General features: G+C 63.5%; 14 protein-coding genes. 10 read left to right on the top strand and 4 right to left on the bottom strand.

What is annotated here, in order from left to right:
• Positions 1 to 365 precede the first annotated feature (365 nt).
• Together CFB34_RS01495 and CFB34_RS01490 are read left to right on the top strand one after the other, a co-directional pair.
• A complete protein-coding gene (locus CFB34_RS01495; protein WP_089443310.1) occupies positions 366 to 1493 on the top strand; it encodes an aminotransferase class V-fold PLP-dependent enzyme in 1128 nt (375 codons plus the stop codon).
• Positions 1494 to 1676: 183 nt separating this feature from the next.
• Entirely contained in the window at positions 1677 to 2087 is a 411-nt protein-coding gene (locus CFB34_RS01490) for a GNAT family N-acetyltransferase (RefSeq protein ID WP_089443309.1), read from the top strand.
• Positions 2088 to 2183: 96 nt separating this feature from the next.
• Here the strand turns inward: CFB34_RS01490 and gcvA are convergent, their stop codons facing one another.
• Complete coding sequence (gene gcvA, locus CFB34_RS01485) at positions 2184 to 3116, bottom strand: transcriptional regulator GcvA (RefSeq protein ID WP_089443308.1); 933 nt, start codon at positions 3114 to 3116, stop codon at positions 2184 to 2186.
• Positions 3117 to 3254: 138 nt separating this feature from the next.
• Here gcvA and CFB34_RS01480 point away from each other — a divergent pair, with 138 nt between their 5' ends.
• The gene (locus CFB34_RS01480; protein ID WP_089443392.1) at positions 3255 to 4466 is read left to right on the top strand and encodes an MFS transporter; all 1212 of its coding nucleotides are present in this window, start codon (positions 3255 to 3257) and stop codon (positions 4464 to 4466) included.
• Positions 4467 to 4471: 5 nt separating this feature from the next.
• Positions 4472 to 5368 (top strand): oxidoreductase, encoded by an 897-nt coding sequence (locus tag CFB34_RS01475; RefSeq protein ID WP_089443391.1) that lies wholly within the window; start codon positions 4472 to 4474, stop codon positions 5366 to 5368.
• Between the two features lie 66 nt (positions 5369 to 5434).
• On the opposite strand, the gene CFB34_RS01470 is transcribed toward CFB34_RS01475, so the two are convergent.
• A complete protein-coding gene (locus CFB34_RS01470) occupies positions 5435 to 5893 on the bottom strand; it encodes a GNAT family N-acetyltransferase (RefSeq protein WP_089443307.1) in 459 nt (152 codons plus the stop codon).
• Positions 5894 to 6161: 268 nt separating this feature from the next.
• Here CFB34_RS01470 and CFB34_RS01465 point away from each other — a divergent pair, with 268 nt between their 5' ends.
• The 6 genes from CFB34_RS01465 to CFB34_RS01440 all read left to right on the top strand — a co-directional run bounded on the left by CFB34_RS01465 (position 6162) and on the right by CFB34_RS01440 (position 11005).
• Positions 6162 to 7028 carry a helix-turn-helix transcriptional regulator gene (locus tag CFB34_RS01465; protein WP_089443306.1) on the top strand — a complete coding sequence of 289 codons (867 nt, stop codon included), beginning with the start codon at positions 6162 to 6164 and terminating at the stop codon, positions 7026 to 7028.
• A gap of 86 nt (positions 7029 to 7114) precedes the next feature.
• A complete protein-coding gene (locus CFB34_RS01460) occupies positions 7115 to 8029 on the top strand; it encodes an alpha/beta hydrolase (RefSeq protein ID WP_089443305.1) in 915 nt (304 codons plus the stop codon).
• 429 nt (positions 8030 to 8458) lie between these two features.
• The gene (locus CFB34_RS01455; protein WP_143329528.1) at positions 8459 to 8845 is read left to right on the top strand and encodes a hypothetical protein; all 387 of its coding nucleotides are present in this window, start codon (positions 8459 to 8461) and stop codon (positions 8843 to 8845) included.
• Between the two features lie 292 nt (positions 8846 to 9137).
• On the top strand, positions 9138 to 9542 hold the full coding sequence (locus CFB34_RS01450) for a VOC family protein (RefSeq protein ID WP_089443303.1): 405 nt from the start codon (positions 9138 to 9140) through the stop codon (positions 9540 to 9542).
• 186 nt (positions 9543 to 9728) lie between these two features.
• Positions 9729 to 10223, top strand: coding sequence for a GNAT family N-acetyltransferase (locus CFB34_RS01445; RefSeq protein ID WP_089443302.1), 495 nt, complete (start codon positions 9729 to 9731; stop codon positions 10221 to 10223).
• Between the two features lie 350 nt (positions 10224 to 10573).
• Positions 10574 to 11005 (top strand): hypothetical protein, encoded by a 432-nt coding sequence (locus CFB34_RS01440; RefSeq protein WP_242808536.1) that lies wholly within the window; start codon positions 10574 to 10576, stop codon positions 11003 to 11005.
• Between the two features lie 134 nt (positions 11006 to 11139).
• Here CFB34_RS01440 and CFB34_RS01435 read toward each other — a convergent pair whose 3' ends face one another.
• Together CFB34_RS01435 and CFB34_RS01430 are read right to left on the bottom strand one after the other, a co-directional pair.
• On the bottom strand, positions 11140 to 12198 hold the full coding sequence (locus tag CFB34_RS01435) for a serine protease (RefSeq protein ID WP_179243697.1): 1059 nt from the start codon (positions 12196 to 12198) through the stop codon (positions 11140 to 11142).
• Positions 12188 to 12871, bottom strand: coding sequence for a hypothetical protein (locus tag CFB34_RS01430; protein ID WP_179243698.1), 684 nt, complete (start codon positions 12869 to 12871; stop codon positions 12188 to 12190). The genes CFB34_RS01435 and CFB34_RS01430 overlap by 11 nt, the downstream gene beginning before the upstream one ends.
• Positions 12872 to 13149 lie beyond the last annotated feature (278 nt).

Genomic DNA, 13149 nt, shown 5'->3' with positions numbered 1-13149 from the left:
CGAAGACTCTGTCGTGAAGGGGGAGCCGACATGGTAGGCGGCATGCGGCGGACGTGCCATTTACCCGTACATGGAACAGGGCTTCGCGGGCGTCGTGCGCTGCAACGATGCGCGTGGACGGCCACGGGGCGGGCGCTTCAGCCGGGGGGCGCGGCGGCTCCGTTGCAGCGCGGCGCGTCGGCCGGCGGCGGCGCTCCGTCACGCCTGCGGCGGACAGCCGACAAAATAGGCTCCAAGCGGCGCGCGGCCTTCGTTAGAATCTGCTTTCGTCGAGAAAATAACGCAATTGCATGGGTGCAGCGCGGTATCGCATCACGGACACTGCTCGCCCAGATTCCATCGTTCATCTTTCACCGGAGGCGAGCATGCCAGGATTACTTCCCGATGTTGACCGCGAGGGTCTCCTCGAATATTCGGTGGTGTACACCGATCGCTCGGTCAACCATATGTCGCAGCGCTTTCAGGGTGTCATGCGCGACATCTCCGGCACGCTGAAGAAGGTCTACCACGCGAAGTCCGTCGTGATCGTCCCCGGCAGCGGGACGTTCGGCATGGAAGCCGTCGCGCGGCAGTTCGCCACCAACAAGAAGTGTCTCGTCATCCGCAACGGCTGGTTCAGCTTCCGCTGGTCGCAGATTTTCGACATGGGCAGCATTCCGTCCGAAACGACGGTGCTGAAGGCGCGCCCGGTCGAAGCGGGACGGCAGGCCGCCTATGCGCCGGCGCCGATCGACGAAGTGGTCGCCGCGATCAACGAACACAAGCCGGATCTGGTGTTTGCGCCGCACGTCGAAACCGCATCCGGGATGATGTTGCCCGACGGGTATCTGCGCGCGGTGTCCGACGCCGTGCATGCGGTCGGCGGCATGTTCGTGCTCGATTGCATCGCGTCCGGCACGGTGTGGGTCGACATGCAGGCGAGCGGCGTCGATATCCTGATCAGCGCGCCGCAGAAGGGCTGGAGCGCGTCGCCGTGCTGCGCGATGGTGATGCTCGGCGAGCGGGCCCGCGAACGCATCGACGGCACGACCAGCACCAGCTTCGCGTGCGATCTGCGCAAGTGGCTGCAGATCATGGAAGCGTATGAAGGTGGCGGGTTCGCGTACCACGCGACGATGCCGACGGACAGTCTCACGACGCTGCGCGACGTGATGAAGGAAACCGAGGCGTACGGCTTCGACAAGGTGAAAGCGGAGCAGCTCGAGCTGGGCAAGCGGATTCGTGCGTTGCTGGCCGAGAAGGGTTTCCGGAGCGTGGCGGCGCAAGGATTCGAGGCGCCGGGTGTCGTGGTGAGTTATACGGACGACGACGGGATTCGAACCGGGAAGAAGTTTGCCGACGTCGGGTTGCAGATCGCGGCCGGCGTGCCGCTGATGTGCGACGAGCCGGAGGATTTCAAGACCTTCCGGCTGGGGTTGTTCGGGCTCGACAAGCTGCATGATGTCGAGGGGGCGGTTGGGCGGTTTGCGGATGCGTTGAACCGGATTCTTTGAGGCGCTTGGCGGATTTGGCGAGGCAGTGGACAGTGGGGGTGTGCGCCTGCGGTGTGCTGTCTCGCCGGATTGATGGTCATGCTCATGGTCGTGTCCGATGCGCGCGTTCGGGTTCATGGTTCGATGGACTCGTGCGCAGCGAGGTCGGTCCATTGGTCGGTACGGCTAACCTGAAGGGTTCGCATGGCATACGTCGTTCGACAGGAAGTCCCGTCGGTATCCGACTACATTCGCATTCGTCTTGCCGCAGGGTTGAGCAGGAAGTCGGAGCAGGCCGCGACGATCGGATTGAAGCATGGCCTTTACAGCGTTGTGGCCTACTGCGACAGCGATCCGGTTGGCATTGGCCGCGTAATCGGCGATGGCGGCTGCTTCTTCGAGATCGTCGATATCGCGGTGTTGCCCGCTCACCAGAAGAAGGGCGTGGGCGACCTGATCATGCAGGCACTCATGGGCTACGTTCACGAGCATGCGCCGCCCACCGCCTATGTCAGCCTGATGGCGGATCATGGGACACCGAAGTTCTACGAGCGCTACGGTTTTCAACCGTCGGTGTTGCCCGAGAAGGCGGGGATGTTTCTGCGCATTATGTGATGCGTAACAGCCATTCATCGGCGGAGCATCGTGTGCCCGACGCGTAGCCGCAGCGTGTGGGCCCGGAAGTCGTACCACCGGGCCTGATCCGCGCGCCTAGCCAGCCTCTTGGCGCGCCATGCCTTCCATCCATTGCTCGAACGCGGACACGGCGGCATCGTCGACGCGATGGGTGTTCGTCACGAGCATGTAGTCGTCGGCGCGCCATGCAGGGGAGGCGATGGGGCACACGAGGCGCCCCTCGGCGAGATCGCGCCTGATCAGCGGCAGCGATGCCAGCGCCACGCCCAGCCCCTCGATGGCCGCGCCCAACTGAAGATTCACGTGATCGAATTCGACGTGGCGCGCTGCCCGCAGGTCGGGCACACCTGCTTCCTGCAACCAGTGCGACCAGGCGGAGCGCGTCGTGGCCGAATGCAGCAGGGTGTGATGGCGCAGGTCGGTCACGCTCTGTATCGGATGCTGGCGCAGCAATGCGGGATTGCAGGCCGGTACGCGCAGGTCGGGCATCAACGGGCGCGATACGACGCCCGCGCCATGCTCCGGACCGGAGCGAACGCCGATATCGAAAGCGTCGGCGACATAGCGCAGCTTGCGCGAAGTCGTCGACACGCTGACGTCGATGTCGGGGTATCGCAAATGGAAATCGGCGAGCCGCGGCAGCAGCCAGCAAAGCGCGAAGCTCATCGTCACATTCACCCGCACGACGCCTGATATCCGGTGCTTGACCGTGTCGTGGCGCAGCCGTACCACCGCGGTACCGAGGCGCTCGAACGCGTTGCTGACGTCGCTCAGCAAGGCCGCGCCTTCGTCGGTGAGCACGACGCCGCGCGGACGACGGTCGAACAACGGCAGGCCGAACCAGTCTTCCAGCAGCCTGATCTGTTTTCCGACGGCCCAGTGGGTGACATGGAGTTCCTCCGCGGCGCCCGCGAAGCTGCCGTGCCTCGCGACCGCATCGAAAGCGCGCAGCGCATTGAGCGGGGGCAACGCGTCCCGACGCTTCGCGGCACTCCGGTTTTCGTTCATGACGTGACTTTTTCTCTCCGTTGGCGCGATTTTAGCTCAATTGAAAGGGCGGATGCCTCGGTCATAAAATCGACGCGTCGAGCCTGAGAGCGACGCCACGAGCGGCTTCCGCCAACCACTCGCACGGAGAAGATGACGATGCGCCTGCCGGTTTTTTCCCCTCCCGTCATGCGGGAGAGCGGGCCCTCACGACCGCGCGTGCTGTGGCTGTCTTGCGTTGCGCATGCCGTGCACGATGGCTATACGGACATGATCTATGCGTTGCTACCGGTCTGGCAGTCGGACTTCGGGCTGGACTTTGCGGCCCTGGCCATCCTGCGCGGCATCTATGCGGGCGCGATGGCAATGCTGCAGTTGCCCGCGGGACGTCTCGCGCAACGCCTGGGCAGCCGCGTCACCCTCGCGATCGGCACGCTGCTCGCCGCGCTTGGCTATGCGGTCGCGGGCATGTCGGGCGGCCTGCTTGGTTTGAGCGTGGCGCTGGCGATTTCGGGCGGCGGATCCAGCACGCAGCATCCGATTGCATCGGGCGCCATCTCCCGCACCTACGGGCGTGATGCGAGAGGTCCGCTGAGCGTTTACAACTTCTCCGGCGATCTGGGGAAATCCGCGCTGCCGGCAGCCATTTCGCTGCTCGTGACCATGATGCCCTGGCGTCACGCGCTCTGGATCGTTTCCGGATTGGGCTTCGTCGTTGCCGCAGTCATCGCGGTCTCGTTTCCTGATGTGCCGCGCGACGCCGGGAAGGCGGCGGTAAAAGAGCAATCGTCCGCTCCGCGCAGTGGCACCTGGGGCGGCGGATTCTCGGCCCTGTTTTCCATCGGCGTGCTCGATACGGCCGTACGCATGGGACTGCTTACCTTTTTGCCTTTCCTGCTTGCGGCAAAGGGCGTCTCGCCTCAACTGGTGGGAACGGCACTCGCGCTTGTTTTCATGGGTGGGGCGGCCGGCAAGTTCATGTGTGGCTGGATTGGCGCACGCATGGGTGTGGTGCGTACGGTGCTGCTCACGGAGGGCGGCACGGCTGCGTGCATCGTGGCGGTGATGTATCTTCCGTTGGGGCCGAGCATGGTGCTGCTGCCGATTCTGGGCATGATGCTCAACGGCACGTCCTCCGTGCTGTACGGAACCGTTCCGGAGATGTCCGCGCCCGAGCGCACCGAGCGTGCATTCGCACTGTTCTACACGGGGACGATTGCATCGGGCGCGATATCGCCCGTTCTCTACGGTTTCCTGGGTGACAGCATCGGTGTGCATGGCGCCACGTATGCCACCGCGTTGACTGCCCTGGCGATTTTTCCGCTTGCCCTCGCACTGCGCCCGCATCTGGCAGATGACCAAACAGGATGAACACGATGACAAAGGCTGATTACCCAACCGTCGCCCTCGTCGGTCCGGGGGCAATCGGAACGACCGTAGCCGCAGCGCTTCATGAAGTCGGCCGCACGCCGGCGATCTGCGGGCGCTCGGCGCACGAGCGGCTGGCGTTGCGCTTTGACGGTGGCGAGATCGTCGTGCCTGGGCCCGTATTGACTGATCCGCAAGCGGTCAAGGAAAAGTTCGATCTGGTGTTCGTTGCGGTCAAGTCGACGCAGGTCGCAAGCGCGGCGCCGTGGGTCTCCGCGCTTTGCGATGCGAATACTGTCGTCTGTGTGCTGCAAAACGGCGTCGAGCAGAAAACCACGTTCACACCGTATGCAGGCGGCGCTGCAGTCGTGCCATCGATCGTCTGGTTTCCAGCGCAACGCGAATCGGGTTCGTCGGTGTGGTTGCGAGGTGAGCCTCGACTCACCCTGCCCGATACACCGTCGAGCAGCGTGGTGGTCTCGGCTTTGAGCGGCACGCGATGCTCGGTCGAGGTTGCGGACGATTTCATCTCGCTCGCATGGCGAAAGCTGCTGCAGAACGCAGCGGCGGGACTCATGGTGCTGACCGGTCGCCGCGCCGGCATGTTCTCGCGAAGCGACATCACCGTACTGTCAATCGCCTACCTGCGGGAATGTCTCGAAGTCGCCCGTGCGGAGGGCGCGAAGCTGGGCGATGACGTGCCGCAGGAGATCGTCGAAGGGTTCCATCGCGCTCCGCCCGATTTGGGTACGTCCATTCTTGCCGACCGGCAGGGTAATCGCCCCCTCGAATGGGACTGCCGAAACGGCGTTGTACAGCGGTACGGACGATCTCACGGCATTCCGACACCGATCAGCGATCTGGTCGTGCCGCTTCTCGCGGCCGCCAGCGACGGTCCCGGCTAGTCGCCAGGAAGTCGGTATCCAGCCCGACCGACAACGGACGGGCGATTCTGGCCACCCGGGCGGAAGCTACCGCGTCAAGCAATACAAAACGTCAGGACACCCTTCCTCGTTCCTGCTTCCGTCGCTGTATGCAATCGCAACGAATCCCTGCCGCTCGTAAAACGCAGCGGCATCGCGATTCATCCGGAACGTGTAGAGCTGGAGCTTGCCAACCGTCTGCGACTTCACCGATTCGAGGAGGGAAGACCCGATCCCTCGTCGCTTGAATTCGGGATGCACATACAACTGGTCGAGCCATGCAACGCAATCAGCAACAGCGTGCGCGGCCATGCCGACGATGCGGTTCTCGTTTACGGCAACGGTGACGTTGCCCGACGGAACCAGCACCTCGGCAACCCAATCGCGGACGGCGGCTTCCGAATGCGCGAGCGGCGCATACGATGCCAGCATGTTGCGCGACCGTAGATAGACTTCAGCCACCTCTGCAGCATCAGCTGCAATCGCTCGACGCAAGATCAAGGGCATGTATCTCCCGCTCCGAAGTCGTCAAAAGGTGCACAACGATAGCAGCGCGGAATCGAGCTTCCAATATCGCGCAGCATGCTGTTGAAACGGGCGAAATCGGAATTCAGCGCGACGTATCGAGTCCCCGCTACAGCGAATCGGCAGCGCGGTCGCATCACCGATTCGCCGCTTCATTCCCGGATTCCAGGTATCCGGCATTCCCGTATCATCCGTCCGATTCGCCGGGATCGCACGACCGGGCGATTCCGCACAAACGAGAGGACGAGCGATGAAGGTCGAAGGGCGCGGCCACGGTAAAGCGAACGAGCGAAACGCGACGGCAGCCCCGAAGCGTGCTGGTATCGCACCCGTCACGAAGAGCACCGACCCGCGCGACTACCAGCATGCACCCGGCATCGCCGCCGTCATGCCGAAAGCCTTCCCCGACGGTTTCGTCGTCGCAGAGCACCGGCACTCGCGCGCACAACTCGTCTATACGACGACCGGCATCGCCGAAGTCGTCGCGTGCCAGTCGCTCTGGATGATTCCGCCGCATCGGGCACTGTGGATTCCGCCCGACCTGCCGCACGCGATGCGCGCCCACGGGCAGCTCGAAATGCGTACCGCCTACGTCGACCCGCAAGCGTACCGATCGGCAACTCCGGATCAGCCGAGCCTGGTCAACGTGTCGCCGCTGCTGCGTGAGTTGATCGTGCGCGCGTCGTCGTTCCCGGTCGAGACCCATCCCGACGGCCGCGACGATCTCGTCATCCAGCTCATGCTGGCCGAAATCGAGTGGTCGGCCGAGCAACCGTTGCGGCTGCCGTCCGGCCAGGACCGGCGTCTTGCCCGAGTCTGCGACGCGATTCTGGCGAATCCGGCCGATCAACGAACGCTGACGGAGTGGGCCGATGAAGTCGGCGCGTCGAGCCGGACCCTGGCCCGGCTGTTCACCGCCGAAACCGGGTTGTCGTTCAGCCAGTGGCGCCAGCAGGCCCGGATTTCGGCCGCGCGCCCGCTGCTGGCGTCCGGGCGCGCCGTGATCGCCGTCGCGGCCGAACTCGGCTACGAAACCACGAGCGCCTTCTCGACCGTGTTTCGCCGGTTTGCCGGCATGACGCCCAGCGCTTACGCGAAACTGTCCGATTCCGCGTAGCAAACGTCTTTCCAGCAAACGCAGGGCGTGGCGCGCACGCTTATCGTGTCGGTCATCGAATCACTCACCGAACGAGGCAAGCCGACATGACGCGACACGACGTCGAATTCCAGTCCGAAGGTGCCACGCTGCGAGGCTGGTACTACGAGCCTGCGCAGCGCATCGCCGATACCGCAACGTATCCGGCCATCGTGATGGCGCACGGCTTCTCCGGCGTAAAGGAACAATATCTGGACCGCTATGCCGAGGTGTTCGTTGCCGGCGGCTTTGGCGTGCTGCTCTACGATCACCGGAATTTCGGCGCGAGCGACGGATATCCGCGTCAGGAGATCGACCCCGTGCAACAGAAGCGCGGCTATCGCGATGCGATCAGCTATCTGCTCACCTGCCCGGACGTCGACGCCGCACGCATCGGCATCTGGGGCACCAGTTACAGCGGTGGCCACGTGCTCGAAGTGGCGGCGATCGACCAGCGCGTCAAATGCGTGGTGTCGCAGGTGCCGACGATCAGCGGGTATCAATCGGCGTTGCGCCGTACGCGTTCCGATCTGGCGCCGGCGACGCTGGCTCGCTTCGATGAAGATCGCCGGCAGCGATTCGCGGGCGGCGCGCCTGCGATGTTGCCGGCAGTCAGCGCGGATCCCGCGGCAGCCTGCGCGATGGCGGGCGCGGATGCCTACCGGTTCTTCACCGAGTCGGCAGCGCAGTTCGCACCGAACTGGAAAAACGAAGTGACGCTGCGCAGCGCCGAGCTGTCGCGCGAGAACGAGCCGGGCCAGTATGTCGATCGCATCTCGCCCACCCCGTTGCTGATGATCGTGGCCGACCAGGATCTGCTGACCCCCACCGACCTTTGCCTCAAGGCGTGGGGAAGTGCGCTGGAGTCGAAGCGGCTGCTCATGATCAAGGGCGGACATTTCACGCCGTACATCGAGCACTTCGATGCAACCAGTCAGGCGGCGGTGGAGTGGTTCACGTTGCATCTGTCCGGTGCGCGTTGATCCGGACTGTTGCTGCGCCTGCGTATTGTGTCCACGGCTTGCGCGAATTTCGCCGCCACGGGTTTTGACCGCGACTGCGTTTGTCAGGCAAGTGGAAGATTGATGCGCGTCGGCGTTACCCCATCAACCAGAGGCGACGCCGGCGAACGACACGCGGCGCCGAGCCGTTACACCGGCTCAAGGACGATGTGTCGCCACTTGGCCGCACACGACGGCGACCGAGGCTTCGTCATATGGAGTAATAGCTGTAATTTCGCCTGAAATTTTCTTGCCGGCGACTCGGGCTAGACTGGTCTCGCCTTGATACCCCCCAAGGCGTTGTTGTGTTTTCGGCTTGGCCCGCGCTTTCAGGTGCGGGCCAATTTTTCGGGCGGGCGCCACCGGCGGCCGAACGATCGCCGACCGGATGCACATTGGAGGAAACGTAGCGTGACAGTACGCCCGACAGTCCACGATGCCGGCTCGCTTGTGCGGATCGCCGCGTTGAGTGCGGCGGCGGTAGCCGCGACGGTGTCCGCCCTGCCGTCGGCGTTCGCGCAAGCCAGCGAGCCCGTGACCAGCAGCGTGTTCGTGCACCGGTCGTTCGATACGGGCAACAGCGCGATCAACGACAACTTCCAGTACATCGCCCATCCGCCGATACCGCCGGTCGCCGCGAGCGCGCCGCCGGTCGCGCGCGGCACGCACCGCGGCCGCCGCGGACAAACGGGCACCACGAATTCAGTCGGCGCAACGGGCAGCGGGTCGAACAGCGCGGCCATTCCCCTGCCGACGATGCCGACGGACGGATCATCCGGTGCGCCGGTTTCTCAGTAGTGGTTCATTTCCGAATCCTTTCAGGCAGGCGTGGCGACCGACGACCGGTTGCAAGGTCGTGCGCGACCGTTGGGTGTCGCCGGCATCGCGATGACGTTCTGTAGCACGGTGTGACCGCTCGATGAGGGGTGAGCGGGATGTCTCCTTGTATCTCGCTTGTTGGCCCGACGGTGTCGGGCTTTTTTTGTTCGGTCGCGAGCAGGGGTGCCGGCGACGGCGACGTGTGGCAACATCGCGGTGATTTCCACATTCCATCCGGGTGCCGGCAGACCCATCTATCCGAGGGGGAGTCATGTTTGACCATGTCAAATTCGGTGTGACCGACTTTGCGGCCAGCAAGGCGTTTTTCCTGAGCGCACTCGAGCCGCTTGGCGTCGTGGTGCAGGGCGAAGGCGAGCCGTCGTACGGCATTGAGATCTCTCCGCCGGGCAAGCCTTCGTTGTGCCTGTTCCAGACGTCGGAGAAACCGGCGCATCTTCACATCGCGTTCGTGGCCGACAACCGGCAGCAAGTCGAGGCGTTCCATCGCGCGGCGCTGGCGGCAGGCGGGAAGGACAACGGCGGGCCGGGGCTGCGGCCGCACTATCACGCGAATTACTACGCGGCGTTCGTCATCGGGCCGGACGGGCACAATATCGAGGTGGTGTGTCATCAGGCGGAGGGGGGAGCTTCCGGCGGCGGAAAGAGCGCTGATTGAGCGTGAATATCCGGTCAAGGCTGGCCGAGACAGTCGATATGAAATTGCAGGCGGTGCTTTGTGTAGCGGCACATCGAATGCTTCGGGCGGGTTTGCACCCGCATGCCGGACTTTTCCGGCAACGCAGCCGTGAACTGCGAATCGCGGTTGTTCCCTCACCGACTCGCTGCAACGGAGAATCGAGCAATGACCCCGAAAAGCATCCGCAGGGCAACGGCAGAGGACGTACCGGTGCTGACGCGGATCCGGAATGACGCGCACGCGAAGAAACTCACGTACGACGACCATGTGTGGGGCAAGGAAGGCGACGGATTCTCCGAGGCGTGGGTACGCAACAACGTGTCCCAAAAGGACGTGTATGTCGTCGAAGTGGACGGCGCGTTGGCCGGAACGTTCTCGCTCGCCTTCGACGAGGACACGCACTGGGGGCCGCAGGAACCGATCGCCGGCTATGTGCACGGGCTGTGCGTGCGGGAAGGTTTCAATGGGCATGGGCTCGGCAGCTTCATGCTCGACTGGTGCGCGCGCAAGGTGAGCAGCTTGAACCGGCGTTTCGTTCGACTCGATTGCGCCGTGGAGAACGTGACGCTCTGCGCTTACTACGAGTCGCTGGGCTTCGTTCGCGTCGGGTTGAAATCGGACGGGATCGTCTGGTCGCTGTACGAGAAGGCGGCTGAGTAGCGCTCTGTTGTACCTGACGCCACGTCAAGCACGCTCATTCGACAGAACCGGCCGGATCATCGACAATTCGCGCCTATCAAAACATGAGAGAAGAGGGCAGGTGCATGCGCGGGTTCCGTAAAACGCTTGGGGTGATCCTGGGCCTTTCCGTCGTTGGCGTCACCGGCGTTCAAGCTGCTTCCAGCGAGCTGGCATTCCCGCGTTTCACCCAGGCGGAGGGCCGGACGGATAGCGACGGGCTCCCGCTGTCCGGCGCGAAACTCTGCGTGCTTCCCGAGCGTGCGCCGTGCTTCCAGATGCCGCCTGCGCCGCTTCCCAATTCGCCGAAGGAGTTTTACCAGTTCGGACTGATGCCACGGTCCGAACGGTTGCCGCTTGCGTCGGGCGGCTCATGGGTGTTCTTCTCGGGGATGTTCTCGGGCGGCGGCAGCGGGATGCTGGAGCGCGTGGCGATCCTGCGTTATGGCGCGAACGGCAAGATCGAGAACCTGATGCCGGAAGTCACGCAGACGGAGTCGGCCGACCGCGCGATGTGGAAGGTGCCGGACGTGTCGCCCTATCCGGTGTTCGTTCGGGCGGACTTCGTGTGGGCCGACAACGAGGATCATTTCGGCAAGCACTTCTTCGACGTCGACGCGTGGGTGTTCGATCCCGCCACCAGCCTGTACAGGAAGCGGTTTTCCTACCGGACGACCCGGCGCTATGACCGCGGCGAAGGCTCGGATCGTGTGCTGAGCGCCGAGCGAGCGGAAATCATGCGGCGCCTCGCGGCCGGCAAGTAGCTGCCTCGCGGCACTGAATGAGGGGCGGTCACGCGACTGATTTTGGCGGCCGGACGCGTCATTCAGGCGTCCGCGTCCGACGAAGGCTGTCTTTCCGGTCGCGTAGCGCGACGGGCAGCCACCGTCGGTCGAAGTCACCGTACGTCGATCAGGGCGGTGCGGGTTACGCCAGGCACACTGTCGGCGACATAACGCACCGTTTCCTGCCCCTTGAAACTCGTGTCGGGAATATAGAAAACCTGTGCGCCGTGAACCATCTGCCCCGCGCATGGCGAGTTGGGTCCGATGGCATAGTCGCCTTCCCGAATATCGATACTCCCGTGCAAGGGGGGCTGCACCACGGTGATGTGTGGCGTGAAGCGCGCGACACATGCTTTCGACCATGATGCGTGAGAGCTCAGCAGCACCGCAACGCCGGATGGCGTCGATCTGTGAAAATCCGCGGGACGAACGGGGTCTTCGGATGCCTTGTTCGTGGTTGCGGGTTCTGCCTTGTTCATGCTGCCGGACCGCTGCGCCAGCTGCAGACGCGCTCTCGCAGGTACGTCTGCCAGCCATTCGGCCGGTATCGCGAAGTTGATGTTTTCCGCCTGGGATGGCGAGATTTGTCTGGCGGTGATGCCGATCAACCTTCCTCGCTCGTCAAACAGGCCGCCACCGCTCGAGCCGGGAGAAATGGGCGCCGAGATCTGGATGCTCGTGATGCCACGATCCGGATCGCGGACGAATCCGGAAATCAGGCCGTCGCTCATCGTGTTCTCGCGCGCAAACGGAGAACCGATGGCGTAAACATGCTGACCGATCTTCAACGAAGCAAGCGGCGCGACCTGGGCGCCCGGCAGATGAAGACCTTCAACCGACAGCACACACAGGTCTCGCTCCGCGTCCGGCTCGGTCAGGCGGGCGCCATAACTCACGTTGCCGTGCACGATGGCGGCTGAGACGCCATCCGACAGCACGTGGCAATTGGTCACCACCTTCTCGTCGCCTATGACCACGGCGCTTCCGATTTTCCTGCCATTGGGTGTCACCACCACGACACGCCACACGATTGGGCTCAGCCTGTCGTAGAGTGCCGACGCATCCGTGGCGGCGGCAACAGCATCGCGTGTGGACGTGAGCCCCACGCCGAAAAGCGTCACGCCGAACAGGCAAGCAAGCGCCGCGACGTATCGAGTCGTATCAATGCGCATGGCTGCCTCCCGGCAACAATCCGTCGAGAGACTCCATTGGTACCGCACCGGAACGGGACGGGTGTTCGGGCGCGTCCTGACGCGACGACGAGGGGCCGAAAGGACTCTGGTAGGCGATCTTGCCGGCCACCGGGTCGAACACCGATGCCGCCGGAACATGGCCGGGCGCGGCGCCGTCGCTGTGCACGTAGGCGTCGAGTGCCGAAAACACTTCATTCACGTCCCAGCCGACCATGCGAAGCGGTACCGCTTTCGGGTTCTGCAGCATGTGTATGGTGACCCACTTGCTGCGTGAAATCGAGACGCCGCCCGGCAGGAAAATCACGCCGCCGTACGCGACTTTCCTCAGGAGTTGCCGGTCGAAATGCGGGTCTGCGGGAGGGCGGTCGTCCATCGACAATCCGCCGGTGGGTGCCTCGGGAACCATCACGAAATACCGAAAGCCCATCTGGCGCGTGAGATCGGCACAGCGGTACAGGAGGTAACGGCCGACTTTCTCGTCCGAGGTCTTGGGATTGCCCGTGAACTTGACGCGATAGGTTGCTTCGTCGATCCGCTCTTCCGTATATCCGCCCGCGGTAAGGGAGCTTCCAAGTCTTTGATATGGCGTCGCGCAAGCGGTGAGCATGCAAAGAGTTGAAAGTGCAAGGAATGACTTTGTAAGTGAATTCATCTACGCCCCGTGCTGCATGAATCCTTGAATTATTCTTTCGAGCCCTAACGATCGCGTCACTGTATCAAATGCGCATGAGCGGCAGTGTGATCGAGGGCGATTCCGTCGCGGCAGTGTACGACTGTCCGTGGTTGCCGTACCATCGATTAACAATGGTTTGCAAGGCAGTGCTGGGGGCGTGGCTTCGACCGGTTGCAACTGATCGAAACCTTCGAACAAGCGCGGCTACCCGGGGCGCGCAGGTTAGCGATCCCGTGATGGAGATGGCCGGTCATCGA

The sequence above is a fragment of the Burkholderia sp. HI4860 genome, assembly GCF_002223045.2.
Classification (GTDB): domain Bacteria; phylum Pseudomonadota; class Gammaproteobacteria; order Burkholderiales; family Burkholderiaceae; genus Burkholderia.
This window is presented reverse-complemented; position numbering and strand designations above follow the sequence as displayed.

What these genes read in the sequence shown, in the direction of transcription:
- CFB34_RS01495 (WP_089443310.1), top strand. Translation starts at nt 366, where the DNA reads ATGCCAGGATTACTTCCCGATGTTGACCGCGAGGGTCTCCTCGAATAT.
- CFB34_RS01490 (WP_089443309.1), top strand. Translation starts at nt 1,677, where the DNA reads ATGGCATACGTCGTTCGACAGGAAGTCCCGTCGGTATCCGACTACATT.
- gcvA (WP_089443308.1), bottom strand. Translation starts at nt 3,116, where the DNA reads ATGAACGAAAACCGGAGTGCCGCGAAGCGTCGGGACGCGTTGCCCCCG.
- CFB34_RS01480 (WP_089443392.1), top strand. Translation starts at nt 3,255, where the DNA reads ATGCGCCTGCCGGTTTTTTCCCCTCCCGTCATGCGGGAGAGCGGGCCC.
- CFB34_RS01475 (WP_089443391.1), top strand. Translation starts at nt 4,472, where the DNA reads ATGACAAAGGCTGATTACCCAACCGTCGCCCTCGTCGGTCCGGGGGCA.
- CFB34_RS01470 (WP_089443307.1), bottom strand. Translation starts at nt 5,893, where the DNA reads ATGCCCTTGATCTTGCGTCGAGCGATTGCAGCTGATGCTGCAGAGGTG.
- CFB34_RS01465 (WP_089443306.1), top strand. Translation starts at nt 6,162, where the DNA reads ATGAAGGTCGAAGGGCGCGGCCACGGTAAAGCGAACGAGCGAAACGCG.
- CFB34_RS01460 (WP_089443305.1), top strand. Translation starts at nt 7,115, where the DNA reads ATGACGCGACACGACGTCGAATTCCAGTCCGAAGGTGCCACGCTGCGA.
- CFB34_RS01450 (WP_089443303.1), top strand. Translation starts at nt 9,138, where the DNA reads ATGTTTGACCATGTCAAATTCGGTGTGACCGACTTTGCGGCCAGCAAG.
- CFB34_RS01445 (WP_089443302.1), top strand. Translation starts at nt 9,729, where the DNA reads ATGACCCCGAAAAGCATCCGCAGGGCAACGGCAGAGGACGTACCGGTG.
- CFB34_RS01440 (WP_242808536.1), top strand. Translation starts at nt 10,574, where the DNA reads ATGCCACGGTCCGAACGGTTGCCGCTTGCGTCGGGCGGCTCATGGGTG.
- CFB34_RS01435 (WP_179243697.1), bottom strand. Translation starts at nt 12,198, where the DNA reads ATGCGCATTGATACGACTCGATACGTCGCGGCGCTTGCTTGCCTGTTC.
- CFB34_RS01430 (WP_179243698.1), bottom strand. Translation starts at nt 12,871, where the DNA reads ATGAATTCACTTACAAAGTCATTCCTTGCACTTTCAACTCTTTGCATG.